The following is a 24,818-nucleotide window of genomic DNA, read 5'->3' on the forward strand; positions in this document are numbered from 1 at the left end:
AATATGACGGACCTATCTCCCAAAATGCCCTCACCGCTGGCTGGATTTAATTTGCCAGGTCTTAAAGGCAAAAAAGTTGTGATTACTGCCGGCGCAAGCGGGATTGGATTAAGTATTGCCCGCTTGCTGCACGCACAAGGTGTTCAGATCGCGATCTGCGACGTCGATGCAGACGCCTTGCGCAGGGCCTGCGTTGAGCTTGAAGGCTGTGTCGCCGTCGAGGCTGATGTGTCTGACGAAACAGCGGTGGATACATTCTTTGACACGGTGCAGGACACCTTTGGAGGGTTGGATGCTCTGGTAAACAACGCAGGGATTGCTGGGCCAACCGGCAATCTCGAAGACCTATCTCCCGATGACTGGCGGCGGTGTATCGACATTTGCCTGACAGGGCAGTTTCTGTCGGCACGTCGGGCCATACCGATGATTAAGGCGGGCGGCGGCGGCGCTGTGGTTAATATGTCCTCGTCAGCTGGCAAACATGGATACGCCTATCGCACTCCCTACTCGGCGGCCAAATTCGGCGTAATCGGACTGACACAAAGCCTCGCCAAGGAGCTGGGTCCTAACAATATCCGGGTCAATGCCGTTCTGCCCGGAATTGTTGAAGGACCCAGAATGGAAAAGGTGATCCGCGATCGTGCAGACACCGCCGGTACTAGCTACGCCGAAATGAAGAACGACTACCTCAAGAATATTTCCATGCGTCGGATGGTGACCCCTGAAGACGTCGCTGCGACCGTTGCATTCCTGATCTCGGATGCTGGCGCCAATTTGTCGGGGCAATCCCTTGCCGTCGATGGAAACGTGGAAACGCTTTGAACTCAATTGGAAAATTAAGATGAGTAAAGACAACAACAATGCAGGCAAGGTGATCATCACCTGCGCGGTAACCGGCGCCATTCACACGCCTTCGATGTCGCCACACCTACCGGTAACACCGGAAGAGATCATCAGCGATTCCCTTGCAGCCGCCGAGGCGGGTGCAGCGATCCTTCACCTGCACGCCCGCCATCCTGACGGCCGGCCGGACCAAAGTCCTGAAGGGTTTGCTGCGTTTTTGCCGCAGATCAAGCAGAGCACAAATGCCGTGGTCAACATTACCACGGGCGGTAGCCCTTACATGAGTGTTGAAGAACGCGCGGCGCCAGCGGCGACCTATCAGCCGGAACTTGCCTCGCTCAACATGGGGTCAATGAATTTCGGACTCTACCCGATGCTCAACCGGTTCAAGGAATTCAAGCATGACTGGGAGCGGGAGCACCTCGAAGGGTCCAAAGATCTTGTCTTCCGCAATTCGTTTAAAGACATCGAGTATGTGCTGGAGACGTGTTACGGCAACGGGACGCGGTTTGAGTTTGAGTGCTACGACACATCACATCTCTACAATCTGGCGCATTTTGCCGATCGCGGCTTGGTAAAGGCCCCATTCTTCGTACAATCGGTTTTCGGCCTGCTCGGCGGCATTGGACCGCACCCCGAAGACGTGTTGCACATGAAGCGCACGGCGGACCGGCTGTTCGGTGACGATTTCCGTTGGTCCGTCCTTGGTGCGGGATCCAACCAGTTTCGGATTGCGGCGCAGGCGGCGGCGCTCGGTGGAAACGTGCGGGTCGGGCTGGAAGACAGCCTTTGGGCCGGTCGCGGTGAACTGGCAAAATCCAGCGCCGTTCAAGTCAAGAAGGTGCGCGCTATTGTCGAAAACCTGGGCATGCAGATCGCGACCCCGGATGATGCCCGCGACATTCTCGGCCTCAAGGGCGGCGATCAGGTGGCTTTCTGAGAATGCGCTGCGACATCGATCATAATGGGCTAGTTTCGGCATGTGCGGACGGTCGGGCCTGCACCTATGAGGCCGCCGCATGAAAAAAGCGCTCTCACCCAAGGCCGTCGCTGATCTCGTGCCGGATGGCGCGCGCATCATGATCGGTGGGTTCATGGGGGTTGGCACTCCTGCCAAGATCATTGATGCGCTTGTTGCCGCCGGGAAAAAGGACCTGACGCTGATCGCCAATGATACGGCACTTCCGGGGCGTGGCATCGGAAAGCTTGTCGCGGCCGGCGCCCTCAGGCGCGTTGTCGTGTCTCACATCGGCCTGAACCCGGAAACCCAGCGCCAAATGAATGCTGGCATCCTTGAAGTGGAGCTTGTTCCGCAGGGCACGCTGATTGAGTGCATTCGTGCCGGAGGCGTGGGGCTTGGCGCGGTTGTCACACCGACCGGTCTTGGAACTCCTGTTGAGGAGGGAAAGCAAGTTCTGGAAATCAAGGGGAAAAAATTCCTTGTTGAGGAACCCATCCGCGCCGATTTTGCCTTCATCGCGGCGCGGCAGTCCGACTACCTCGGCAACCTGGAATATTCGCTGACCGCGCAGAACTTCAACCCGACCATGGCGATGGCCGCCGACACTGTCGTCGCGGAACCGGAGCATATCGTGCCCGTGGGCGTGATCCCCCCGGACGCAGTGCGCACCCCAGCCAGTCTGGTCGACCACCTGATCGAAAGGTCGACATAAATGCAGCGCAAAGAACGCATCGCCCGCCGCGTCGCCCGCGAGATCGCGCCCGGAACGCTGGTCAATCTTGGGATCGGGTTGCCCAGTCTCGTGGCGGGTTTCGTCCCTTCGGATGCGGGCGTTTTCTTTCAATCTGAAAACGGTGTGATCGGTCTCGGTGCGCGTCCACCCGAAGGCATGGAAGAGCCCGACTTGACCGATGCCGGCGGCGGTTTCGTGACCGCCGTTCCCGGCGCGGCAGCCATCGATAGTTCGATGAGTTTTGGCCTGATCCGGGGCGGACATATTGATGTGACGGTGCTGGGTGGCCTGCAGGTCGACGAACGCGGGTTTCTGGCAAATTGGATGATCCCCGGCGCCATGGTGCCGGGCATGGGCGGGGCGATGGACCTCGCCACCGGAGCCCGCAGGGTCATCGTGGCGATGCAGCACATGGCGGGCGGAAAAAGCAAGATCGTCCGCACATGCGATCTGCCGCTGACATCCTCGCGTGCGATTGACCTGCTGGTTACGGACCTTGCGGTTTTCAAAGTTGCCGGGTCCGGCCTGATGTTGACGGAAATTGCGCCTGAGGTAACCGTTGAGGAGGTCCAGGCCTCGACCGAGGCACGGTTTGAGATTTGCGGTGACCTTAAGCGCATGGACGAAACCCGACCCGCCAAGGCAAGGGCCCGATGAAGCAACATGCCGTGAATGTTGCGTCGATAAATCCATCCAGAGTCGACGAGTTTTATTTTGGCCGCCGGATTTACTGAGCCGATTTCCGGACAAAGAGAGATGAAAAACATGGAAAAGATTGCCGTAATTGGCTGCGGACTAATTGGACAGGGCTGGGTGGCGGTATTCGCCCAGGCCGGTTTTGAGGTTGCGATGTACGACATCTCGGCAGAGGCCGCACAGCGCGGGTTGAAAGCCATGGAGAAACGGATTTCCGATCTCACCGAGTTCAATCTGGTCGCTCCGTCCGATGCACCCCAGATCCTGCAGCGCATCAAGTTAGCGGCCAGCCTCGAAGAGGCGCTGGACACAGCCATATATGTTCAGGAAAACGGTCCGGAAGACGTTGAAATAAAGAAACAAATCACTGAAACGCTGGATGCAATCGCGGCCAGCGACGTGCCTATCGGAAGCTCTACATCAGGCATTTCTGCATCGCGCTACTGCAAGGATATTGAGGGACGCCATCGGTGCCTTGTGGTGCATCCCATAAACCCGCCCCATCTTCATCCCGCGGTCGAAATCGTTCCATCGCCATGGACGGATCATAGCATTGTCTCAAAGGTGAATGAGGTGATGATCAAATGCGGGCGCGAAACCATCGTGTTGAGCGAAGAGATCGACGGGTTTGTTGTGAACCGTCTGCAAGGCGCGCTTCTGGAAGAGGCATTCAAGCTTGTGGGCAGCGGCATCGTGTCGGCCGAAGATCTGGACAAGGCTATTTGTGATGGCCTCGGGTTGCGCTGGTCCATTATGGGCCCGATGCAAACCATTCATCTGAACGCTCCCGGAGGCGTGACTGACTACGTTGCGCGATACGGAAAAATGTATCGGGATTTTGGTCTTGGCTCTTACGAGGGCATCGACTGGGCCAGTGTTGCAAAGGAAAAAATCGCACCCGAAATGGCCGAAAGAATGCCCGTCGCCAAAATTCCTGAAGCGCAGATCGAGCGGGACAGAAAACTGATGGCTCTGTTACGTCACAAAGCTCAGTCCCAATCAGGCACCTAGACGAATTGAAGCTGTTAGATCTGACACGCAGGCCTGCCTCAACAATCGGCCAAAAAGGACGGTAACATAATGACTTCTCGAAAAATTCTCTCGCTCAGTGACGATGACAACATAGCAGTGGCGCTGCAGCGGATCGAACCGGGCGCAGAGCTGTCTCAATCCGACCTGATTGCCCGGGACCTGACCCCGTCAGGCCACAAGATCGCCGTGAGCCCCATCGCTTCCGGTCAGAAAGTCATCAAATACGGCCGCGTCATCGGTGTCGCCACGCAAGACATTGGGCGCGGTGAGCATGTTCACGTCCACAATGTCGCAATGACGAGTTTTCGACGTGATGAGAACTACGGGCAGAGCGCCCAGGATACCAACATTTTGGCCCTGTCTGAACGGGCGACATTTCAGGGATACCGTCGGGCAAACGGCGAAATCGGAACTCGCAACTATGTGGGTATTGTTACCTCTGTGAATTGCTCGGCTTCGGCGGCAAAGCTACTAGCGCGAGAAGCCGAGCGCGCGGGTTTGTTGGAAAAATACCCCGGCGTTGACGGGATTGTGCCAATTGTTCACGGCGCGGGGTGCTGCATCGGGACCGATGATGAAGCCTTCCGCAAGCTTCAGCGGGCGATCTGGGGCTATGCCACGCATCCGAATTTCGCGTCGGTGTTGATGCTTGGTCTGGGCTGCGAAGCCAACCAGATCCCGCTGATGCTGGAAGCCTATGGCCGTCCTCAAGACGAAAGCTTCCAATACTACACGCTGCAAGATGCGGGCGGGACGCGCAAATCGATTGAAAAAGGCTTGCAGTGGCTTGAAACGGCACTGGAAGCGGCTTCAAAAGCGAAGCGGGAAACTGTGGATGCGTCTCATCTGAGTGTCGCGTTGCAGTGCGGCGGCTCGGACGGATATTCCGGGATCACGGCCAATCCCGCGCTCGGCTATGCCGTGGATCTTCTGGTCAAAAACGGCGGGACGGCGGCGCTGGCGGAAACCCCCGAGATCTATGGCGCAGAGCACCTTTTGACAGATCGCGCGGCGTCACCCGAAGTCGGTCAGAAGCTGGTGGATTTGCTGGAGTGGTGGGAAGACTACGCCGCCAAGCATGGCTCGGAAATGAACAACAATCCGACGCCGGGCAACAAGGCAGGCGGCCTGACTACGATCCTCGAAAAATCCCTCGGCGCGGTGGCCAAGGCGGGCAGCACGAATTTGAACGGGGTCTATAGGTATGGCGAGAAGATCACCGAGAAGGGCTTGGTCTTCGTTGACAGCCCCGGTTACGATCCGGTTTCTCTCACCGGAGAGGTCGCCTCGGGTTGCAACATGATCTGCTTCACCACCGGGCGCGGCTCCTGCTATGGCAACAAACCGGTTCCGTCGATCAAAATCGCCTCGAACAGCGCGATGTTCGATCGGATGCAGGGCGACATGGATATCAACTGCGGCACGATTGCAGACGGCAGCGAAACTGTGGCCGAAGCCGGGGAGCGGATATTCAACGCAATCCTGAAGTCAGCCTCGGGGCATAAAACGCTGTCCGAAGAGCTGGATATCGGCGACGCGGAGTTCGCGCCCTGGCAGACCTACGCTCAGATGTAGACTAGGAATTCACAGCAGCGCCCGGGCGGAAAACCGGGCGCGAACAGAACCACCAGAAAATTGAGAAGGAAATCCAGTGATTTACAGTTTGGGATCGATCACGCCGAAAATCGCCAAAGACGTGTTCATCGCCCCAGGATCATTTGTTGTCGGGAATGTTGAGATCGCATCCGGTGCAAGTGTCTGGTTCGGGGTCGTAATTCGCGGAGACAATGAACCAATGATTATCGGAGAGGGCAGCAATATTCAGGACAATTGCGTTCTCCATTCCGATCCCGGGTTTCCACTGTCGATCGGGCGCAATTGCACAATCGGGCACAGCGCGATTGTTCATGGGTGTACGATCGGAGACGGGTCGCTGATTGGCATGGGCGCCACTGTATTGAACGGAGCAGTTATTGGCCAAAACTGCCTGATCGGAGCCGGCGCGCTGGTCACTGAGAATACGAATATTCCCGATAATTCTCTGGTTGTTGGGTCTCCTGCGCGTGTCAAACGGGAATTAGGCAAGGAGCAGATCGAGGGTCTTCACCAAAGCGCACTGCAATATCAAGCTAATTCAAAGCGGTTTGCCCAAGAGCTTTCCAGCTAGATTGTCCACGTTGGAATTCGACATGACCATTGCCCACAGAAATACACTTTTGAACCTTTTCCGCGCAGCGGTTTCTTCAGTGAAGGGTGACATCAGCGTGCGCAATTGGGTGTCGCACCACGATGTCAAACCTCCAACGCATATTGTTGCCGTCGGAAAAGCCGCCACCGCCATGTTCGAGGGCCTGCCAGACGACTGGCGCAACACGATACCCACCTATCTTGTCACAAAGACTGACCATCTGGGCAACGGGGAGTTCGGCAGCAACGTCGAGGCATTCGAAACCAGCCACCCGATACCGGATCAGTCTTCGTTGAAGGCGGGTAAAGGCCTGCTAGACTTTGTGGCCGGATGCCCGACTGGCAGTCGTTTGATGATGCTTGTTTCAGGAGGCGCATCGTCGCTTGTCGAGCATCTGAAACCAGGTGTCAGCAGCGCTGATCTTGTGGCTCTGACGAAAGCCGCTCTGGCCGAAGGTGCGGATATCGGAGAAATTAACAAGCGTCGACAAGCCGTCTCCGCAGTCAAGGGAGGCGGGCTGTTGGCGTCGTTCAAAGGCCAACAAGTCGATGTCCTTGCCATTTCGGACGTAGCGGGAGACAGCATCTCGGTCATCGGTTCCGGGATTGGCGCGGCGCCCGAGAGTGCCGGTCTTGGCTACAACTGCAGCGTTGTCGCCTCAAACGCTGTTGCGCGGGAAGCCGTCGTGCGAAGCGCAAAATCGATTGGGATCAAGACCATCACCAACCAAGAGAGCATGTATGCGGATGTGAATGAGATTGCCGCTCAGATCGCGCATGAGATCACGGAAGGCCCCGACGGCTTATATGTCTATGGCGGAGAGCCAACGGTTGTTCTTCCCGAAAACCCCGGCAAAGGCGGTCGCAACCAAGCCCTTGCACTGGAAATTGCAAGGCACGTTCAAAACCGATCCGAAATAACCGGCCTCGTCGCAGGGACGGACGGCACCGATGGTCCGACGAATGCAGCGGGTGCGTTCTTGGATGGCGATGCCTTTTCTTCGGAACCTGGTGCAGAAGATGCGCTACGCAGCGCTGATTCTGCCTCTTTTCTGGCCCGCACGGGCAATCAGATTATCACCGGGCCAACCGGCACGAATGTGATGGACCTCGCGATTTTTCTCAAACAAAGCAGAAGGCGCACATCATGACCACTCATAATCAACTGCCCCGGCAAACGAAGATCGTAGCCACGTTGGGCCCCGCGTCCAATTCATACGACAAGATCAAGGCACTCGCCGAGGCGGGCGCGAACGTCTTTCGAATGAATTTCAGCCACGGAACCCACGAAGACCATGCTAGGGTTCATGCAGCCATTCGCAAAACAGAGAGTGACCTCGGTCGATCCATCGCCATTCTCGCGGATCTGCAGGGGCCGAAGCTTCGCATCGGTGTGGTGCCAGGCGGGGAAAGACCGCTAGCCATCGGCGACCGTATCCGGTTGGTCTGTGATCCCGCCCGGGAAAACGACGTACCTCTGCCTCATCCTGAGATTTTCGGCACTGTTGGGGTTGGCCATATGATTCTCATCGACGATGGCCGCATCAGGTTGCGCGTTGTTGAGAGCCATGACGACGCTATCACTGCCGAAGTTCTCAACAAAGCGACCTTGCGAGACCGAAAGGGGATCAACTTTCCGGACACCACGCTGAAGCTGGACCCGATCACGCCAAAAGACCGGAACGACTTGCGGTTTGCGCTCGAACTGGGGGTTGATTGGGTGGCAATGTCCTTTGTGCAGACCGCAGAGGACATTAAGGGGCTTCGCCGGTTGACCGGAGGCTTGGCAAAGATCGTTGCCAAGATCGAGAAACCCGTTGCTGTTCAAGATATCGACGCAATTCTCCACGCCACTGACGCTATAATGGTTGCGCGTGGAGACTTAGGCGTTGAGTGCGATTGGCACGTTTTGCCGGCCATCCAGGCATCACTGGTGGCAACGGCCCGGTCACACGGCAAACCAGTTATTGTGGCCACCCAGATGCTTGAAAGCATGATCTCAGCACCTCTGCCCACTCGGGCGGAAACATCGGATGTTGCCAATGCGGTGTCCCAGTCCGCAGACGCGGTCATGTTGTCAGCAGAAAGCGCAGCGGGGGAATATCCGGTTGAAGCCGTTACGGCGATGGCCGAAATTGCCCAAGCGACCGAATCTGCCTCTCGTTCATTGAATTCGAACGTCAACACCGCTCTGATTGATGCCCCGGACGATTCAAGCTCAATCGCAAGTGCGGCCAGCACCCTTGCAGATTTGAGGAATGCGAGCTGCATTGCCACGTTTACGACAACCGGGGCCACGACGCTGCGGGTGTCGAAGAATCGTAGCGCCATCCCAATTCTTGCAATCTGTCACTCGGAGAAAGTCGCGCGAAGCCTTTGCCTTGTCTGGGGGGTAACGCCTATCGTCAGTACCAGCGTGGAAGAGTTCTCTTCCAGCCGCGAAGGCCGTATCCCGTCGCATCTTGCCCCCGAATACCTGGTTCGGCCTGGTCGCCCGGTTATTGTGACATCCGGATCGGTGCATGGCCAAGCTGGCGGCACAGACTCGCTAAAGATCGCCTATCTCGGCAGATAAGGATACACCAATGAGCACCATTATCGACATCCACGCCCGCGAAATTCTCGACAGCCGCGGCAACCCGACCGTCGAAGTCGACGTGATCCTTGAAGACGGCACCATGGGCCGCGCTGCCGTACCTTCGGGCGCGTCGACCGGTGCCCACGAGGCGGTGGAAAAGCGCGACGGTGACAAGGACCGTTACCTGGGCAAAGGCGTTCTGGAAGCCTGTGCCGCCGTCAACGGCGAGATTGCCGAAGCGCTGGTCGGCATGGACGTGACCGAGCAGGTAGCGATTGACGCTGCTATGATCGAACTTGACGGCACCCCGAACAAAGGCCGCCTCGGCGCCAACGCCATCCTTGGCGTGTCGCTCGCCGTTGCCAAGGCTGCAGCCGACTTCACCGCTCAGCCCCTGTTTCGCTACGTGGGCGGCACCTCGGCCCGCGTGTTGCCGGTGCCGATGATGAACATCATCAACGGCGGTGAACACTCAGACAACCCGATCGACATCCAGGAATTCATGATCATGCCGGTGTCAGCCGCGAACATCCGCGAAGCCGTGCGCATGGGCGCCGAAGTCTTCCACACCCTGAAAAAGGAGCTTTCCGCAGCGGGCCTCTCGACCGGCATCGGTGACGAAGGCGGCTTTGCCCCCAACATCGGCTCGACCCGCGACGCACTGGACTTCATCAAGAACGCCGTCGAGAAAGCCGGCTACAAGCTGGGTGACGATATCTACCTCGCCCTCGATTGCGCCTCGTCGGAATACTACAAGGACGGCAAATACGAGCTGAAAGGCGAAGGCAAATCGCTGACCTCGGAAGAGAATGCTCAGTATCTGGCCGACCTTTGCGCCGACTATCCGATCATCTCGATCGAAGACGGCATGGACGAAGACGACTGGGAAGGCTGGAAGCTCCTGACCGACAAGATCGGCGACAAGGTTCAGCTGGTCGGTGACGACCTCTTCGTGACCAACCCCGCCCGTCTGGCCGATGGCATCGCCCAGGGCGTTGCCAACTCGATGCTGGTCAAAGTGAACCAGATCGGCTCGCTCACCGAGACCCTGAAAGCCGTCGATATGGCCCACCGCGCGCGCTACACGAACGTGATGTCGCACCGCTCGGGCGAGACCGAAGACGCCACCATCGCCGACCTGGCTGTGGCCACCAACTGCGGCCAGATCAAAACCGGATCGCTGGCACGCTCGGACCGGCTAGCAAAATACAACCAGCTGATCCGCATCGAGGAAATGCTGGGCGCATCGGCTGAGTTCGCCGGTCGCTCTGTCCTGCGCGGCTGATCAGCCCACGGTTTGAAAACGCGCAGGGCGGAAGGGGTCCAGCAACTCTGCCGCCTTGCCCTCCAGTATCTCGGCGGCCAGCGCCTCTGCAATGCCTGCGGCAAGCGTTACACCGGAATGCATGACCGCCAGGTAGAGCCCTTCGGGCCCGGCAGCCCAACGCATGGCAGACCGTCGGCCGACACGGGGCGCGATGCAAGGGCGACCATGCTCCAGCGCAATTCCGGGCGCCCCACGAGCCTGCCAAGGCAGCTCGCCGTCTCGCGTCGAGGTCTTCGCCGGACTGGTCGACCTGCTCGGATCGGTATAACCTGCTACGCCAGCGAAAGTTCCACACCACATGAGCAAATGCGTTCTGCGGGAGCATCAGTTACGTAAGAAACGGTCCTGCAAGTCCGCTTCTTGCCAGTGCAATCTCGGCGCAACGAATAACGGTAAAGGATTCGGCAGGTCGGTGGTGCCGGCCAATGACCGGTCTGGGGAAGTTCGCCATGCCGGCGAACTCGCATTGCTGCAATCGCGAAGGTCGGTGGCAAGTTTCTCGCGGTCGCACTGGCCGCACTTGCAAGCGTCCAGAAAGTCCGCGATCTGTGAATTGATCCCCCTCGGCTTGCTGCAACTTGCATGAACGACGCCTTTTCACATCGCGGCGCAGCACGGTTAATCACGCAGTTGCAGCAAAAATCGTGCCGCGTGCGCTCGCAGCGAGAATTTCAAATTCACAAGATGGGCTCCAAGCGGACATGCGGCAGCGCAACGAAATATTCGATTTCGAAGAAGTTTCAATGTCGGCTTCAGGTGGTTCAGCATGAAAGGCTCCCACCTGCCGAGTTTCATTCTTTCCGACGGTCTGAAAAAATCATCTACCCGAGTTTGGAAACGAGCCTGCGCTTTGGTGCGCGGGCGAAATAATCCCATAGACTAGATTGCGGCTCAACGGGCTAGGGCCCGCTCACCCCAATCCAGGCATCTTTCTATTTGTTTGGTCCGCCCAACATCCCTGACCGTGGCGGTCAACCTTAGTCCATCCCCAAAATCAGCCACCAATTTCCCCTGTCTCGCGGGCGAGCCATTCCTCGCGCGGCAAATTGGTGTCTGATTTTGGCGCAGACATTTTCTTCGCAAATGTGGCCGATTGACAGCCCCGCTCAGGGCCGTGGGTCGGGCTTTGCCCTCTCCCACTCTGTTCCGCCGAATACATGCGTATTCGGTCAGATCAGGTGGCCGAGGCGCAGCCCATCGGCGGAAGGGGGCACGAGGCCTCACCCGCGTCACTTTGATCGAGGAGGCCACAAATGGCACCGAAGTTTGATGTTTATGCCCATGTCACCGACACCATTATTGCCGAGATCGAGGCAGGCACGCCGCCATGGCGCAAGCCATGGACCGGGAGTGCGTCCGGCATTGCCCTGCCGAACCGACACAGCGGCGAGGAGTATCGCGGGATTAATGTCCTGATGCTCTGGGTCATGGCGGCCAAGCATGGCTATGTTTCGAGCCGCTGGATGACCTACAAGCAGGCGCAGGAACTGGGCGGCCAAGTCCGCAAAGGCGAAACGTCGTCGACCGTGGTCAAATACGGGACGTTCACCCGAGAGAACGAATTGGGCGTTGAGGAAGAGCTGCCCTATGCGCGCGCATACCGCGTCTTCAACGCGGATCAGATCGAAGGTTTGCCGGAGGAGTACTACATCCGTCCCGAGGCCCCGCGCGATCTTGGCACTGAAGCTGATCCCGAGCTTGAGGCGTTTTTTGCTCGCACGGGTGCGGAGATCGTGACCACCGATGAGCCGCGAGCCTACTACAGCCCGTCCAAGGATCACATCCATATGCCGCCCGTGGCGACCTTCCTTAGTGCGAAAGGGTATTTTGCGACCCTTGCTCATGAATCAATTCACTGGACCGGTAGCGAAAAGCGGCTTGAGCGGATCAAGAAATTTGCGAACCGTGAAGCCTATGCCTTTGAAGAGTTGGTGGCGGAAATCGGTGCTTGTTTCCTCGGTGCTCAGATTGGGGTCACGCCGGAATTCGACCAAAGCGCCGCCTATGTTGAAGAGTGGTTAAAAGCGCTCAAGGAGGACAAACGTGCGATTTTCCGCGCGGCGTCCGAGGCGCAGAAGGCAGCCGATTTTGTCCTTGCAGCGGCAGGTCAGAGCAAGGAGGTGGCAGCATGATCCCCGACTATCACAGCGATGATTTTTCGACGGCACGTCTGGAAGATACCGTCAGTTTGCGAAGCGCCGCCCGTGAGGCGCGCGCCACGCTTTACGCGGTGTTGAACCGGCTGGAGCTGAACGATCTGGAAGGCGAAGAACAGCCCTACATCGACGATTGTCTTGGGGCTCTCGCAATCCTTGAGGAGGCGTTGCGATGACCGTGGAAGACATCAAAGCAGCAGTGGCCGCGGGTAACCGCGTTCATTGGGTCAACAGGGGGTATGTCGTTACGCGTGATGACCTCGGGCAATACCTCATCACATTCACGCGGAACGGTTCGGCTATCGGTTTGACCAGTTGGGATGGCACCCGTCTGAACGGCGAGCCTGACGAATTTTTCATCGAGGAAAGTGCAGAGGTTCGCCATGAAGTATTCTGACATCAGGCAGGCGGCCCGAGAGGGCCGCGCCAGCGTGCATCTGCATGGGTTCTGCAATCTGCCCGATGGCGGGCAGGAGTATTGTGATGATCCAGCACTGATCGATGGCTGGGCGATCTATGTCCGAGTTGAGACCCCGGACGACCCGCAACAGCCCTTTGATTTGCACGAGCTGCCCGATCATCAAACCTATACCAGCGCCCAAGGCGCGGCCCGCGCAATAGCGCTGCAATTGCTTGGCGATGCTGAGGCATGGAACCACGATTAGTGGTGCCATGCCTTGCGCATGTGGCCGGGGCTTTGCCCGGCGGTCGCAGCCTATGGCTGCTCCAAACGGAATACAGGCAGTTGATGCAATATTATAATATTGCATCAATTATGGCGAAGTACCATAACAGGGCTGCCTGTATGATGCTGGCAAGAAATAGGGGTGATTACTTCACATGGGCCGACCGCGCGCACCACGGCACAAGCGACTGACGCAGAACCAGCGTTTTGCCATCGTGCGCAAGCGTGCCGAAGGTGTGCCAATCGAGGATCTGGCCCATGAATTCGGCGTCACGACCCGCAGCATCTTCTACACGTTGAAGGCCGATCAAAGCCGCAAGTTGGATGCACGCGTGCGTTCAGAACTGGTGAATGTCCGTCTCACGCCAAGAGAGCTTGCGAGCTTTGATGCGGTGCTGACGCGGCATGATATCAACAGCCGCGCCGACGGGTTGCGGCGGCTGATCTATGCGTCGAACGATCTCTTCGTTCCTGAAGATGAGCTGGCCAACCAGATGCAGGGGTTATCGGCTTCGCTCAATCGCACCGGCAACAATATCAACCAGATCGCGCAGCGCCTGAACGAGGCAAAGCGCCAGGGAAAAATGCCGCCCTATGGCAACTCTGCCCATGGCCAGGTTCGTGCTTTGGCAGGGCTGATTTTCGACATCGCGGACCAGGTTCAGGACATGGCGCAGCGCCGCCGAAGCGCGCTGTCCGGCGAGGTTGCTCGCGTACTGGGAGGCTTTGCCGATGGCCCGGAATAGTGCCGTTGCCGCCGCGCAAGAGGCCTTCTTCGATCGCGACTGGAGCCGCATTCGCGGAAGCGTGCCGCGTACCCGTGCCAAGCAAATGGCCCGCGCCGCCATGGGGCATTCCCCAGCGATCTTCAAAGCCATTCGCGACGGCGGCACTCACAACAAAGCGCAGCTGCGCAACCAGTTGGAATACCTGACCACCAAGTCGAGCTTCATTATCGACAGCCGTGGCACCTATGACGGCCAAAGCGTTCTGTCAGCTAAAGAGATCGAGCAGGTCGCACGCCGGTTTTCAGCGCAGTGGAATGAAGGGTTCCATCCCAAGCTGGGGCATACTTCGCACCTCTTGATGGCCTTCCCAATTGGCACGCGCGGCGAGGATGTTGCCGAGATCACGCGCGAGATTTGCGAGAGGTTCTTTCAGGGCGAAGGCAGCCATTTTGATTACATCGCAGCCGTGCATGAGGACCGGGATCACCCGCACGCGCATATCGTTTTGAACCGACGCAGCAAGGATGGTGAGTTCTTCTTTCTGAAAGAAGGGCACCACTTTAACTACGACAGTTTTCGCGAGGCGATGGTGGAGGTGTCGGACCACTATGGGCTGCGGCTTGAGGCGACGCGAAAGCTCGAACGTGGTGTGACGACAAAGACGCCAAACGATGTAGATGAGCGCCGCGCGGAAGCCACGGGCCAGAAGCTGACCGAGCGTGAGCGCGCAGGGCCAGAGCTCGAACGCGCATTGGCTGAAGTCGCCCTGAACGCGCGGCTCTATCGCGGCCTTGCGGCCGAAGCCTCGCGCGAGAACCAGCATGACATCGCGGCGGCCTTGGACAAGGCGGCGACGCTTTTGCGGCAGGGCAAACCAATTGAAGCAGATGGAAAGGTATATGGTGTGGCCGAAGAACAGCATTCGTTTGATGAGGTCGTGGATGCCTTTCACGACAAGATCAACCAAGCCGAACGCATTGTGGCAGGCGCTCCGGTTGAACGGCGGGCGGCGCTCGAGCATGAGCTGAACGACATCTATCGCTCTCTGTCGCATCTCAGCCCAATGGGAACGCAGTCCCACACATTGCTCGAGGATGCGTCCAAGAGTGGGATTTATTCTGCCGCAAATATCCAGGCCGAAGCTCAAGAAGCGTTACAGGATCCAGCTCTGGCAGAACGTCTTCAGCATGCTTTGAAAGGTACAGGAATTGACGCGCAAGAGGTGACGCGCCGCGTTGAAATCGGTGCGGGCAATGCCGCGCTCGAGCGGCAGTGGCTTGGACAGGATTTGAAGGCGATTGCCGAGAAGGACGGTTTTGACCTGTCACGCGCCGATGAGCTTGAGAAAGCGATTGACCGCCTTGACCAGGTGCATGGTGATCTGGGCCGTGTGTTGGCAGATGCTGAGGTGCTCAAAGACAGTGGGGCGGTGGAAACCGACCGGCAGGAAGCCTTGGTCGACAGGCTGCCGCCGACCACTTCTGATATCCTGAGCCGTATGCGGGACGACCCAACCGCAGATCCTTTCCGCAGCGATCTGGAACGCGAGACCTTGCGTGCCGAGCTGGAGGAACTGGTCGGTGAGGAGCAGGCCCCCGACTTGGCAATCGGCGATGAAACCGCGCTCGAGGAACACGTGAGCGATCGGCTGGACCGGCTCCATGCGGCCAAGGCCTATCTGCAGAGCGATGCCGCTCAGGCGAACAGCGTGGCGATGGAGCATGTCCTCGACGAGATCGCCAATGAGGAAATAGACCTCCAACGCGAGCGGCATGTCGATGCCGACGGCGAAAAGGGCGTGACGCATGGGTAAGGCGCGGATCGCACTTGGCGTCATGAGTTTTGCTCTTCTCGGCGCGGTGCTGGGGTATGTTCTGGTGTCGGCCTTTCTGACGTTCCGCTGGTTCGGGGTCGGGGCGGATATCGATTTCTTGATGCTGGCACGTAGCTATGGGGGGCTCCGCACGACCCATCCGGCCGATGTGCAGATTGTTCACTTGATCGTGGGGATCAGCACTGGTGCCGGTGTTTTGCTCAGTGCGGTCTTGATGAACGATGCGCTGACCAAATTTGGGGAAACCCATTGGCAGCAAATGTCCGAGATGAAGCGCAACGGTTTCTTCGGCAAGCCTGGCCACGGCTTTGTCCTCGGCAAAATGGGTAAGCCCAGGAGCCGCAAACCATTCGTGATGTCTAAGGTATTCCCCCATGCCCTGATCGTCGCCCCGACTGGACGTGGCAAGACCACGGGCTTCGTCATCCCGAACCTTCTGACCTATCAGGGCAGTGCGGTGGTGCTTGACGTGAAGGGCGAGAATTTTGAGGCGACGGCGCGCCACCGGGCGGCGCAGGGCGACAAGGTGTTCCGGTTCGCGCCCACCGATTGGAAGGACGGCCGATCGCACCGATACAATCCATTGCTGCGCATCTCGGCGCTGGAAAACGTCGACCGCCAGCAGATGGAGCTGCAACTCCTGGCTTCGCTGTTCCTGCAAGCTGATAATGATCGGGTTCAGGGGCTTCTTGATGGCGGCATTGACTTATTCGTGGCGGCAGGACTTTTGGCGTTCGAGCGCAAGCGGCCGACCCTGGGCGAGATCTACCGCATCACTGCGTCTGGCGGGGACAAGCAGAAGGAATATCGCCGCCGCGCCGATGAAGTGTTCAATCCAGCCGCCAAGCTGATTTTCATGCGCATGGCCTCGACCAACAACGACACGCTGACCTCCTACCTGTCACTGTTGATGACATCTGGCCTCAAACAATGGTCGAACCCTGCCATCGATCGCGCAACCGCGACCTCAGACTTCGATTTCCGCGATATCCGCAAGACTCCGTTTTCGGTCTATCTTGTGGTTGAACCGCTCATGGTGAAACCTCTCGCGCCCTTGATCCGTCTGTTCTTCTCGGATTTGCTGGCATCTCTGCAAGACCATGAACCCGGCAAGGACGAGCCTTGGCCGGTGATGATTATGCTCGATGAGTTTAACCGCTTGGGCAAAATGCCCATCGTTCTGGACAGCATTGAAACACTGCGATCTTACCGGGCGAACCTCGCGATCGTCACACAGACGATCCCGGCGCTGGACGAAATCTACGGTGAAAACGCCCGCCGCGCCTTGCAGGGCAACGCGGGTATCAAGCTCTATCTGACGCCCTCGGATGAGAAGACCATCGAAGAGCTTAGCAAAGCCGTCGGCAAAACAACCAAGCGCGTCGTGACCCGTTCGCGGCCGATCGGCCGCAACCCATTTGCCGGGCGCAGCATGTCTGAACGAACCGAAGAAACCGCGTTGTTACCTGAGGACGAGGCGCGGCGCATGGATCTTGATGACATCGTACTGGTGGTCGACGCGCAAATGCCTGTGCGAGCCAAGCGGATCAAATACTATGAGGATCGGTTTTTTAAACAGATCTTCGACAAGCAGACCGGCAATCTGCCATATCCCTCAGCCGGTGACCAGATGCGTGGCCTGCAAGGGCAAATCAAGGCGTTGGAGGCGAAGATCGGGGCGCTTGAGATGCCGAAGGTGGTGCCCTTTGAGGGATCTGAAAGTAGCGGGAAGCGACGTGAAGAGATTGATGACTTGGCCAGCGAAGAGCGAGAATTGACGTCAGAAAACAAGCCTAGTTGGGGCGAATATCAGGCCGGAACAGATCGGGTGGAGAGATTTTTGGAGGAGGCAGCTCGGGGATGAGATGGGGCGAGCAAACACTCTCCCGCGGCCGCACGAAAAAAGAAGGGCGTGAGAAAGGAAACCGGGAATAACGGCTTCAATTCGATAGGCCGCCCTTCAATTTTCAGCCACTTCCGGCTCCAGCGCTTCCGCGTGCTCTTCTGCGACTCCAACAAGATGCTTCTCGTAAGTCTTCTTGAGGTATTTTAAGGCACTGTCCGTATCGACGTTGGCGTTCAGTTTATCCTGCACAAACTTCATTCGCGATTTGCATGCATCCAGAACCTCCGCCCAGCTTTTCACCCACACTTCCACCATGCCATCATCCGATGCATAGATGCGACCGGGTGGACAGTTTAGCTGACGGGTCTTCCTCTTGGCGCTGGCGTCCAGTTCATTGGAAACTACCCAGAAGCTCCATCGCGTATTCAAATGCCGAAAACGCTCATCCTCGATCACAGCGAACGCATAGTCTTCGATCTGGTTGATCTCTGCTGAACCAATTTTGCAACTAGGTCTTTTTAGTTCCACAATGAGATGCTCACATTCGCCTTCCCGACGCTGTGGAAGCGCTCTGGATAACATCAAGTCGACGATGCCCACCTTTCCATCCACCCGAGTAACGGGGCGATCGATGACGGTATCCTTTCCGATTATCTTTTGGTGCTTCCGTAGCACCTCAGTCAGCGACTGGTCATCGACAGTCAGGTTGAACTCTTCTCCGAATATCCATGTGTTGTTTTCGGCGATTAAGCGGTGCAGTTGGCTGCGCTCTTTAAGGTGTTTTTTCGTATCAGGGTGAAATATCAGTGCTTCCAACCCAGTAGCGAACCTGAGCCGATCAGATACCAACCTCGCGGCGCTGATAACGTTGGCTAGATCAGCTTCTTCAAGCAGCTTGGACATTTCCTTCTGGGTTTTTGGCGGAAGCTCCAGGACTTCAGTCAAAATATGCTGTAGCTCGTCGGGGCCTTTCTCGATGGCCTGTCTGAGCATACGCATCTGGAACGCCCTACTCTTGGAACTTTGAACCTTGAAATCCGGAAGGTGTTTGTTGACGTTCAGCGCCACAATATCGAAGACCTTGCGCTCAGCCACTTCGACGGGGGATTGCGGCTCGAGCCTATAGGGGTAGACCTCTTCTTCTTTCCACTGCTGAATCTCTGTTTGCGCCGCCTCCGCGTCCTTGTTTTCAAAGTGCCTTTTAATAACTTCGGCGGCGGCATCCTGCGCTTCTGATAGTGCCGGTGCGATCATCTCGGCTAGTTCCAGTTCACCGCGTTCCTGAAGCTCATCGATAAAGCTGGATTTTAAGTAAGCTGAAAACTGGTGTCCTGGCGCGTGGAAGCGTGGCTTGACACGTTGAAACGGAAAACCGTGCTGCCCACAAAGGAAGAACCAGCGTTCGGTCGCTGCCTTCCACTCAATAAGATCAAGGGAAACTGGGTAGGCCTTGGCGTTGTCGCCTTCACCGTCGATGATAGGATCTAGGTCGATGTTGACCTTCTCTTTGATGGCCTTGTTCGGGTCCAGCTTGTCTGTCTCGACATAGATCGACACATCCTTATAGTCCGTCAAATAAAGTGCAAAGACCTCGGACAGCGACTGTACCGATCTTTCCGGTTCGAGGGACCGATAGTTCTTATCGAGCTCTGCCACTTTGACTTCCACACCGGTGCCAAGGGCAGGATCGGCTTCCTCCGGTTCAGTCACACGAACATCGACAAGATCATCCCTTAGAAGGGAAACCTTGTATCCGAGCAGTTTGCCTTTGCCGCCTTCGTCCCTGTAGCGCACAATCCACTCAGCCGATCGCCCGAGCGCCAAAGCCTTCAAGCGACCTTTACCTTCCTTGCCATGCAGGATTCGCTTCTTACCCCTAGAGCGGCTTCCGTGGCGCTTCCAAGACCCGCCGATGCTACCGAAGAGTTGTTTGATTTCCTCGTGTGGAATGCCGTGGCCGTTGTCCCGGACAGTGATTGAGCGCATGCTGATATCATCATTCTCAATTTCAATGTCCACGCGAGAGGCGTCAGCATCGACTGAGTTCCATATCAATTCCGACAAAGCCTTGACGGCGTCTGCGCTTGCCAGCTTTTTAAGGTGGTCCTTTTCGACCTGCACTCTGAAATGGGCGTCCGCCATGAAATTATCTGGCCTCATAGTTCTTTCTTAAATCTCGATTATCCTAACCTGTCCTTTGCGGATAGCACAACTTTTCAAGCAACCCCGAGTTGAAGCTAAGACCAGATATCACCTCCACGGATTTCGAGGCTGCTTTCATGGGCTGCAGTTGCAAAGGTTGTCTGCTTCGAAAGGCCGTGTTGAGGTCTCCGACCTTCTCGACGCAAAGTGGTTTTGGGCCAATTTTTTACTCCAACCGCTTCGCTCGTTCTGCCACCCGCTGAACCATAGAAACAGTCGCACCGCCTGCCTGCCGTATTCCAGCACCTGCGATCTCAGCATTTGACCTGGTCCCAAACCGCGCCCGCGCTCGTGACCCCTTGGTGCCGATTAAGCCTTTGGCGAAACCGCCGGGACCCGGAATGCTTGGCGGTCCGGCCATCATGAAATTGCCCGAGATGGAGCGCACGATCAGCGGGGTGGCGATGATCATGCCGCCTGCGAGGAACATCATCATAAAGAAGGGCACAAGTGCACCGATGTTGCTTGCTCCGGACGGATCTCCGAGTTCGGTCATCAGCGAGCGCGACATCCCGACGACGGTGGAAAACACCCCGGCGATCACGAGGGGATAGAGCGCATAGGATACCGTGCTGGACAGCCAGCGGTGGAAATAGTCCTTGCTGACATCAAACAGGGAAAGCGCGATCATGATTGGGGCGATGCCAATCATGAAGGCCAGCATGATCTTCGCGAAGATCAAGACAAGGCCGCAGAGCGCGCCGATGACACCCAGAAGGAATGCACCAATCGCGCCGATCAGGGCTCCGGCCATCCAATGCATGTTGTCACCGGCCGCGTTCAGGTAGTCGCCAAATTCCTCGATGAGATCGTCGAAGGCCTCAGCAAAGTAAGATGCGCCTGCACCGCCACCGCCAAGCCCCGCCACCATGCCGCCCGCGAGTTGGTCGAGCCCGTCTATGAGAGCGCTGGCTACTGCGTTGAATTGGACCCAATTCATTGCAAAGAGGGAGATCAGCATGAGCTTGAGGGCGAACCAGAAGGCGGTCCGCCCATCCATGGATTTGTACTGAAACACTATGTTGAGGAAGATGCCGATCACCGCGAGCGTCGAGGCCACAGCGATGACACCCCCGAGCTGCCCGGCGACGTTGCCAAAAGTGGTTTGGGCCGCGTCGTCCAAAAAGTTGTCGGTTGTCTCAACCATCCAGGTGACAACGCCCATCAGTTCCTCCTCGGTTGGATTTAGGCGCTGTCACCAGTGCGACGTTTCAGGAATGCCTTCAAGATGTGCTCGCCGTCGAAATCCGGCACGACTGAGACCAGCTCCCAGCCGTCTTGGCCAAGAGCGGTCAGCTGCGCTTCGATCTTCGGTGGCTTTGTCTTGGCGGTGTTGATCTGTTCAATTTTGTATTCAAACATGGGTTGTTTCCTTTGAATGGGCCGGATTAACCGGCAGGTAGAATTCGGTGATGCCGCGCGCGCCTTCATGACGACCGGCCTGGATGATCACATCGATCGAGCGGGTGATGTAATCGTTAATGTCCTGGTAAGTCATGGGCACATCGGTTTTTAGGGCGGCGATGGCGAGACGCTGAACCGCCAGCTGAGGTGTTTCGGCGTGCAGGGTGGTGAGTGAGCCACCATGGCCGGTGTTGATAGCCTCAAGGAAGGTCATGGCCTCTTTGCCGCGCACTTCGCCCAGGACGATACGGTCCGGTCGCATGCGGAGCGTAGAGGTTAGCAAGACATCAGCGCTGCGCGTGGCCTCATCGCGGTCAGACATCAACGTGACGACATTGGGCTGCATCGGACGCAACTCGGCGGCCTCTTCGATGGTAATGATGCGCTCGTCGGCGGGCACGAAGGAGAGAATCTTGCGCGCCGTAACGGTCTTGCCGGTCGAAGTCCCGCCAGACACGATCATGTTGAGCTTGTGCGTGACGCAAAACTTGATTGCGGCATCGATGTCACCGGTGGTCACGACATCCCGCAGCTCGGCATTGCGCTTGCGTCTTGCACCTTCGTTGCTGCGCTCTTTGCCGAAGAGAAAGGACAGCTTGATCCGCTCCAATGGCAGGTCGGCGAAGAACCGCAGGGAAATCGCGTAACCGCCATCAACGGCGGGGGGCTGGATGACTTGCGCCCGGATTGGGCGGTCTCGGTAGGTAATGCTGACCGAGACGATGGGCTTCGTTCGGCTGAGCGTGGTGTTCGCGGCGGAGGCAATCTGATTGCCCAAGTCTTTGATCTCATTGGGCGAGAGTCGTCGATTGACGCGCCGCATGAAGTGATCCCCTTGAAACTCAGCCCACAGCGAGCCGTCGGGGTTGATGCAAAGCTCGATCAGCTTTGCATCACGCGCCTCGGCAATCTTGTCCATTGAACTTTGTAGATAGCTGGCCGCCATGATCAGAAGATCTCCAGATCGCGGTCGACCATCACTGTGACGCGGGCTCCTTGGTCGACATAGATCACAGGCGAGACGGAGAGGTATTCGCCAATCACGCTTTGCGCGCTGTCCTGAAGGTCTTCGCCAATGCCTTCCAGAACATCAGAAGTGATCTCATCTTCGGTGTTCTGGGCTGCCACGGCGGGCAATGCTCCGATCAGAGATATCAGGGCGGCTGACCCAAACCGCGTGCCAAAGCGGCTGTCGACAAAGCCGGTCGTGCCAGACCGCCCCAGTTCATCACCACCGAAAGCGCTGATTTCAACGGTCTGGTTGCTGGGCAGAATGATCCGGTCCCAAGCGATGGTCACGCGTTGCTGCGCAATATCGAGGCCAGAATGATACCTCCCGATCAGACGCGCGCCGCGTGGGATAAGGATCCTTGAGCCGTCATAAGCGTGGACATCTTCCGATACCATCGCACGGACCTGACCGGCGAGCGAGCTGTCGATTGCGGTCTCAAGCACGGCCTGGATCATCGTGCCCTGAACAACTGTGTTTGACGGGTTCACGATCAACTGGGCCTGCGTCACCTCAGCGGGTTCAGCGCCATTGCGGACAAAGTCTGTGTCGCCATCAAGCCGCCGCTGCTGGGCGGCGGTCTCTGCATTGCCGGTGCCCGAACCGCCAAAGGCGATAATTGGGCTAGCAATACGGGCTTGCAGTTCCTCAAGTTCGGCTTGCCGCCGCCGCTCGAGCTCCTGAAGACGCAGTTTATCGGCCGTGGGGCCGGTTGGTGCGGGCGTGCGCGGGGTTTCCAGGCGTGCAAGCTCTAGATCGTTCTGTAGCCGCTGGATTTGCCGTGCGCGTTCCTCCAACTCCTCGCGCAACGCGGCTTGCGTTGCGGCTGCCTCGCTGCGCAGAGCGTCAATCTCTGCGCCCAAGTTATTCAGCGCTTCAGTGTCGATGGTTGGGGCTTCAGGTGCTGGTGCGTTGCGTAGGGCTTCAAGCTCGGACCGCATGGCGTCCATTTGCGCGCGCAACTCTACTGTTTCGCTGTCTGGTTCCGGCTCCGGGGGTGGGGATGTGTCGTTCGGTGCTGGCGTGGGATCTAGCGCGCCAAAACCCGGTCCAGCCGCCTGAAATTCATCTGGTGAGGCGGTCTCGAGGCTGTCGGGTTCAGCGCCGCCAGAGAACAAAATCAAGAGGCCGCCAAGGGCCACGATCGCCCCAATGCCAAGGGCAATAGTGACAGCGGACGGCCACGATTTTCGGTTTTGTGGTTTTCCTTCAAGCGCTTCGAGGCGTTTCTTAAGCTCAGCTGTTTCACTCATTGTGATCTGCCTCGCTCATCTCTTGGACGCAGATCTCGATCTCACCAAGTCTTAAAACCCATCGATCGCTGACACCTGACACGCGGATCACGCCGTCCGGCCGCGCGAGCGCATTCACGCTGCGCTCATTGCCGCCGGACCAGCGAAAGATTGCGGGCAACGGCGCGTTCGCAGCAAAGCGGAAGTAGGTGAAGGTTCCGTCGTCCCAGATTTCGCGCGGGGTGATCTCGGATCGTGCGCTGACGCCGTAGGCATGGTTTGCTGGCGCAGTGGCAGCCACACGCGTTTGCCGAGGAGCCGCTTCGGGATAGGTGAAGCGGATGACATAGAACGTCGGTGAACTCGCCTCAGTGACATTGAAGTAGTAGCTGCGTCGGTTGGTATAGACGGTGATGTTGGTATGTGCGCCGCGTGTAACGGGCTTGATTGCAAAGGCCTGGCCTCCGGGCACGCCGTCGAGAAGGAACCCTTCTGTGTCACCTGCAATGATTGAGCGGATTGTTTCGCCTTGGCCAAATTCGATGCTGGTGACATGGGTCAGGCTGGTGCGGATGCGATAGACCTGCCCATCCTGATAGGTAGCCAGCCTGACGCGGGCATCATAGGGGCCTTGGCGAGGCTGGATTTCTGCATAGGCGGTGCCAGCAAGTGAAATTAGGAAGGCGAGGGTCAGGAACAGGCGGCGCATTGGCTACTCCAATCGATCCGAGCGGATCGCATATTCAGTGACAGTGAAGCCGAAAGGATTCTGCCAGACATCGTCGATCGACCGGCTGTTCTCAGGCCGAAACTCAAACATCAGGGTTGCGGTGAAGAGCCCGTTTTGACTGCCGCGCGGTGAATTTAGCCGCTTACGCAGACGCACCTGGGCACGGTTGGCGCTGATATGAGTGATCGACAGAACCTCAACATCAAGCCGCGCATCTGTGCCGTAGCTGTCCGGTGGATAGGCCTCATGGCCGCTGGTCCAAAGAGCGCGCAGCCCTGCAACGGCCGCGCCGTCCGACTGGTCCAGGACCCGCCGCACGCGTACGTCATTGTCGAGCTGATTGTATGTCTCTCGATCGATGACATAGCGGTAGACCTGCGCCTCGATGATAGCGGGGCGTTCCGTGAGTGAGACCGCTTCAACCACGGCATTGGGGAGGGCCATGCCGGTTTCGCTATCAAAGGGCACGATCATGGGCGGCGGGTCCACGTCGAGCAGGGCGACAAGAGCAGCGGAGAGGCAACCTGCCATGCCAAACGCCATGCCTGTCAGCCCCAGCTTCTGCCACAAGAGCTCGCGTCTTCGGGCGCCGTAGACGAGCTCTTCTTCGATGATTTCTGCCTCGCTGCTCATGG

General features: G+C 57.7%; 26 protein-coding genes. 18 read left to right on the top strand and 8 right to left on the bottom strand.

The genetic code is table 11. The annotated features are described in order from the left end of the window. The first annotated feature begins 3 nt into the window (after positions 1-3). From ACR0BI_RS14350 to eno, 10 genes are all read left to right on the top strand, one after another. Positions 4-822, top strand: a complete 819-nt coding sequence (locus ACR0BI_RS14350; RefSeq protein WP_480470252.1) for an SDR family oxidoreductase — start codon at positions 4-6, stop codon at positions 820-822. A gap of 19 nt (positions 823-841) precedes the next feature. Continuing rightward, the gene (gene kce, locus ACR0BI_RS14355) at positions 842-1,783 is read left to right on the top strand and encodes a 3,5-dioxohexanoate:acetyl-CoA acetone transferase (RefSeq protein WP_170452987.1); all 942 of its coding nucleotides are present in this window, start codon (positions 842-844) and stop codon (positions 1,781-1,783) included. A gap of 79 nt (positions 1,784-1,862) precedes the next feature. Beyond that, the gene (locus ACR0BI_RS14360; protein WP_170449455.1) at positions 1,863-2,516 is read left to right on the top strand and encodes a 3-oxoacid CoA-transferase subunit A; all 654 of its coding nucleotides are present in this window, start codon (positions 1,863-1,865) and stop codon (positions 2,514-2,516) included. Continuing rightward, positions 2,517-3,194: a 3-oxoacid CoA-transferase subunit B gene (locus ACR0BI_RS14365; protein ID WP_170449457.1), complete on the top strand. Its 678-nt coding sequence runs from the start codon at positions 2,517-2,519 to the stop codon at positions 3,192-3,194. 108 nt (positions 3,195-3,302) lie between these two features. Continuing rightward, a complete protein-coding gene (locus ACR0BI_RS14370; protein ID WP_170449459.1) occupies positions 3,303-4,244 on the top strand; it encodes a 3-hydroxyacyl-CoA dehydrogenase in 942 nt (313 codons plus the stop codon). 69 nt (positions 4,245-4,313) lie between these two features. Then, positions 4,314-5,840 carry an altronate dehydratase family protein gene (locus ACR0BI_RS14375; RefSeq protein WP_170449461.1) on the top strand — a complete coding sequence of 509 codons (1,527 nt, stop codon included), beginning with the start codon at positions 4,314-4,316 and terminating at the stop codon, positions 5,838-5,840. Positions 5,841-5,916: 76 nt separating this feature from the next. Beyond that, positions 5,917-6,432, top strand: coding sequence for a gamma carbonic anhydrase family protein (locus ACR0BI_RS14380; protein WP_170449463.1), 516 nt, complete (start codon positions 5,917-5,919; stop codon positions 6,430-6,432). A 22-nt stretch (positions 6,433-6,454) separates the two neighbouring features. Beyond that, positions 6,455-7,603, top strand: coding sequence for a DUF4147 domain-containing protein (locus ACR0BI_RS14385; RefSeq protein WP_170756581.1), 1,149 nt, complete (start codon positions 6,455-6,457; stop codon positions 7,601-7,603). Beyond that, the gene (gene pyk, locus ACR0BI_RS14390) at positions 7,600-9,027 is read left to right on the top strand and encodes a pyruvate kinase (protein WP_170449468.1); all 1,428 of its coding nucleotides are present in this window, start codon (positions 7,600-7,602) and stop codon (positions 9,025-9,027) included. Before ACR0BI_RS14385 ends, pyk begins: the two co-directional genes overlap by 4 nt. Positions 9,028-9,037: 10 nt before the next feature. Further along, positions 9,038-10,315, top strand: coding sequence for a phosphopyruvate hydratase (gene eno / locus ACR0BI_RS14395; RefSeq protein ID WP_170449470.1), 1,278 nt, complete (start codon positions 9,038-9,040; stop codon positions 10,313-10,315). Here eno and ACR0BI_RS14400 read toward each other — a convergent pair whose 3' ends face one another. Then, entirely contained in the window at positions 10,316-10,480 is a 165-nt protein-coding gene (locus ACR0BI_RS14400; RefSeq protein ID WP_170449472.1) for a hypothetical protein, read from the bottom strand. It abuts the gene before it with no gap. Between the two features lie 459 nt (positions 10,481-10,939). Between ACR0BI_RS14400 and ACR0BI_RS14405 the strand changes: the two genes are divergently transcribed. The 8 genes from ACR0BI_RS14405 to ACR0BI_RS14440 all read left to right on the top strand — a co-directional run bounded on the left by ACR0BI_RS14405 (position 10,940) and on the right by ACR0BI_RS14440 (position 17,624). Continuing rightward, complete coding sequence (locus ACR0BI_RS14405) at positions 10,940-11,227, top strand: hypothetical protein (RefSeq protein ID WP_170449474.1); 288 nt, start codon at positions 10,940-10,942, stop codon at positions 11,225-11,227. Positions 11,228-11,610: 383 nt separating this feature from the next. Next, on the top strand, positions 11,611-12,489 hold the full coding sequence (locus tag ACR0BI_RS14410; RefSeq protein ID WP_170449475.1) for a zincin-like metallopeptidase domain-containing protein: 879 nt from the start codon (positions 11,611-11,613) through the stop codon (positions 12,487-12,489). Next, positions 12,486-12,689 (top strand): hypothetical protein, encoded by a 204-nt coding sequence (locus ACR0BI_RS14415; RefSeq protein ID WP_050673793.1) that lies wholly within the window; start codon positions 12,486-12,488, stop codon positions 12,687-12,689. The genes ACR0BI_RS14410 and ACR0BI_RS14415 overlap by 4 nt, the downstream gene beginning before the upstream one ends. After that, positions 12,686-12,910, top strand: coding sequence for a hypothetical protein (locus ACR0BI_RS14420; RefSeq protein WP_170449477.1), 225 nt, complete (start codon positions 12,686-12,688; stop codon positions 12,908-12,910). Before ACR0BI_RS14415 ends, ACR0BI_RS14420 begins: the two co-directional genes overlap by 4 nt. Then, entirely contained in the window at positions 12,897-13,178 is a 282-nt protein-coding gene (locus tag ACR0BI_RS14425) for a hypothetical protein (protein WP_170449479.1), read from the top strand. Before ACR0BI_RS14420 ends, ACR0BI_RS14425 begins: the two co-directional genes overlap by 14 nt. Before the next feature lie 175 nt (positions 13,179-13,353). Beyond that, on the top strand, positions 13,354-13,944 hold the full coding sequence (locus ACR0BI_RS14430) for a hypothetical protein (protein ID WP_170449481.1): 591 nt from the start codon (positions 13,354-13,356) through the stop codon (positions 13,942-13,944). Continuing rightward, positions 13,931-15,739: a relaxase/mobilization nuclease domain-containing protein gene (locus tag ACR0BI_RS14435; protein WP_170449483.1), complete on the top strand. Its 1,809-nt coding sequence runs from the start codon at positions 13,931-13,933 to the stop codon at positions 15,737-15,739. The genes ACR0BI_RS14430 and ACR0BI_RS14435 overlap by 14 nt, the downstream gene beginning before the upstream one ends. Continuing rightward, complete coding sequence (locus ACR0BI_RS14440; RefSeq protein ID WP_170449484.1) at positions 15,732-17,624, top strand: type IV secretory system conjugative DNA transfer family protein; 1,893 nt, start codon at positions 15,732-15,734, stop codon at positions 17,622-17,624. Before ACR0BI_RS14435 ends, ACR0BI_RS14440 begins: the two co-directional genes overlap by 8 nt. Before the next feature lie 96 nt (positions 17,625-17,720). On the opposite strand, the gene ACR0BI_RS14445 is transcribed toward ACR0BI_RS14440, so the two are convergent. The 7 genes from ACR0BI_RS14445 to ACR0BI_RS14475 form a co-directional block, all read right to left on the bottom strand. Further along, positions 17,721-19,748 (bottom strand): ATP-binding protein, encoded by a 2,028-nt coding sequence (locus ACR0BI_RS14445; RefSeq protein WP_170449486.1) that lies wholly within the window; start codon positions 19,746-19,748, stop codon positions 17,721-17,723. A 226-nt stretch (positions 19,749-19,974) separates the two neighbouring features. Next, entirely contained in the window at positions 19,975-20,973 is a 999-nt protein-coding gene (locus ACR0BI_RS14450) for a TrbL/VirB6 family protein (RefSeq protein WP_170449488.1), read from the bottom strand. Positions 20,974-20,993: 20 nt separating this feature from the next. Beyond that, positions 20,994-21,170, bottom strand: coding sequence for a DUF4177 domain-containing protein (locus ACR0BI_RS14455; protein ID WP_170449489.1), 177 nt, complete (start codon positions 21,168-21,170; stop codon positions 20,994-20,996). Next, positions 21,163-22,158, bottom strand: coding sequence for an ATPase, T2SS/T4P/T4SS family (locus ACR0BI_RS14460; RefSeq protein WP_170449491.1), 996 nt, complete (start codon positions 22,156-22,158; stop codon positions 21,163-21,165). The genes ACR0BI_RS14455 and ACR0BI_RS14460 overlap by 8 nt, the downstream gene beginning before the upstream one ends. Positions 22,159-22,160: 2 nt before the next feature. Then, positions 22,161-23,474: a TrbI/VirB10 family protein gene (locus tag ACR0BI_RS14465; RefSeq protein ID WP_170449493.1), complete on the bottom strand. Its 1,314-nt coding sequence runs from the start codon at positions 23,472-23,474 to the stop codon at positions 22,161-22,163. Then, complete coding sequence (locus ACR0BI_RS14470) at positions 23,467-24,162, bottom strand: TrbG/VirB9 family P-type conjugative transfer protein (protein ID WP_170449495.1); 696 nt, start codon at positions 24,160-24,162, stop codon at positions 23,467-23,469. Before ACR0BI_RS14470 ends, ACR0BI_RS14465 begins: the two co-directional genes overlap by 8 nt. 3 nt (positions 24,163-24,165) lie before the next feature. Then, a complete protein-coding gene (locus tag ACR0BI_RS14475) occupies positions 24,166-24,816 on the bottom strand; it encodes a VirB8 family type IV secretion system protein (protein WP_170449497.1) in 651 nt (216 codons plus the stop codon). Positions 24,817-24,818 lie beyond the last annotated feature (2 nt).

The organism is Ruegeria sp. E5 (assembly GCF_056534105.1).

What these genes read in the sequence shown, in the direction of transcription:
- eno (WP_170449470.1), top strand. Translation starts at nt 9,038, where the DNA reads ATGAGCACCATTATCGACATCCACGCCCGCGAAATTCTCGACAGCCGC.
- ACR0BI_RS14370 (WP_170449459.1), top strand. Translation starts at nt 3,303, where the DNA reads ATGGAAAAGATTGCCGTAATTGGCTGCGGACTAATTGGACAGGGCTGG.
- ACR0BI_RS14375 (WP_170449461.1), top strand. Translation starts at nt 4,314, where the DNA reads ATGACTTCTCGAAAAATTCTCTCGCTCAGTGACGATGACAACATAGCA.
- ACR0BI_RS14405 (WP_170449474.1), top strand. Translation starts at nt 10,940, where the DNA reads ATGAACGACGCCTTTTCACATCGCGGCGCAGCACGGTTAATCACGCAG.
- ACR0BI_RS14350 (WP_480470252.1), top strand. Translation starts at nt 4, where the DNA reads ATGACGGACCTATCTCCCAAAATGCCCTCACCGCTGGCTGGATTTAAT.
- ACR0BI_RS14415 (WP_050673793.1), top strand. Translation starts at nt 12,486, where the DNA reads ATGATCCCCGACTATCACAGCGATGATTTTTCGACGGCACGTCTGGAA.
- ACR0BI_RS14450 (WP_170449488.1), bottom strand. Translation starts at nt 20,973, where the DNA reads ATGGGCGTTGTCACCTGGATGGTTGAGACAACCGACAACTTTTTGGAC.
- ACR0BI_RS14365 (WP_170449457.1), top strand. Translation starts at nt 2,517, where the DNA reads ATGCAGCGCAAAGAACGCATCGCCCGCCGCGTCGCCCGCGAGATCGCG.
- ACR0BI_RS14425 (WP_170449479.1), top strand. Translation starts at nt 12,897, where the DNA reads ATGAAGTATTCTGACATCAGGCAGGCGGCCCGAGAGGGCCGCGCCAGC.
- ACR0BI_RS14465 (WP_170449493.1), bottom strand. Translation starts at nt 23,474, where the DNA reads ATGAGTGAAACAGCTGAGCTTAAGAAACGCCTCGAAGCGCTTGAAGGA.
- ACR0BI_RS14360 (WP_170449455.1), top strand. Translation starts at nt 1,863, where the DNA reads ATGAAAAAAGCGCTCTCACCCAAGGCCGTCGCTGATCTCGTGCCGGAT.
- ACR0BI_RS14440 (WP_170449484.1), top strand. Translation starts at nt 15,732, where the DNA reads ATGGGTAAGGCGCGGATCGCACTTGGCGTCATGAGTTTTGCTCTTCTC.
- ACR0BI_RS14410 (WP_170449475.1), top strand. Translation starts at nt 11,611, where the DNA reads ATGGCACCGAAGTTTGATGTTTATGCCCATGTCACCGACACCATTATT.
- ACR0BI_RS14460 (WP_170449491.1), bottom strand. Translation starts at nt 22,158, where the DNA reads ATGGCGGCCAGCTATCTACAAAGTTCAATGGACAAGATTGCCGAGGCG.
- kce (WP_170452987.1), top strand. Translation starts at nt 842, where the DNA reads ATGAGTAAAGACAACAACAATGCAGGCAAGGTGATCATCACCTGCGCG.
- ACR0BI_RS14430 (WP_170449481.1), top strand. Translation starts at nt 13,354, where the DNA reads ATGGGCCGACCGCGCGCACCACGGCACAAGCGACTGACGCAGAACCAG.
- ACR0BI_RS14435 (WP_170449483.1), top strand. Translation starts at nt 13,931, where the DNA reads ATGGCCCGGAATAGTGCCGTTGCCGCCGCGCAAGAGGCCTTCTTCGAT.
- ACR0BI_RS14470 (WP_170449495.1), bottom strand. Translation starts at nt 24,162, where the DNA reads ATGCGCCGCCTGTTCCTGACCCTCGCCTTCCTAATTTCACTTGCTGGC.
- ACR0BI_RS14445 (WP_170449486.1), bottom strand. Translation starts at nt 19,748, where the DNA reads ATGGCGGACGCCCATTTCAGAGTGCAGGTCGAAAAGGACCACCTTAAA.
- ACR0BI_RS14400 (WP_170449472.1), bottom strand. Translation starts at nt 10,480, where the DNA reads ATGCGTTGGGCTGCCGGGCCCGAAGGGCTCTACCTGGCGGTCATGCAT.
- pyk (WP_170449468.1), top strand. Translation starts at nt 7,600, where the DNA reads ATGACCACTCATAATCAACTGCCCCGGCAAACGAAGATCGTAGCCACG.
- ACR0BI_RS14385 (WP_170756581.1), top strand. Translation starts at nt 6,455, where the DNA reads ATGACCATTGCCCACAGAAATACACTTTTGAACCTTTTCCGCGCAGCG.
- ACR0BI_RS14455 (WP_170449489.1), bottom strand. Translation starts at nt 21,170, where the DNA reads ATGTTTGAATACAAAATTGAACAGATCAACACCGCCAAGACAAAGCCA.
- ACR0BI_RS14420 (WP_170449477.1), top strand. Translation starts at nt 12,686, where the DNA reads ATGACCGTGGAAGACATCAAAGCAGCAGTGGCCGCGGGTAACCGCGTT.
- ACR0BI_RS14475 (WP_170449497.1), bottom strand. Translation starts at nt 24,816, where the DNA reads ATGAGCAGCGAGGCAGAAATCATCGAAGAAGAGCTCGTCTACGGCGCC.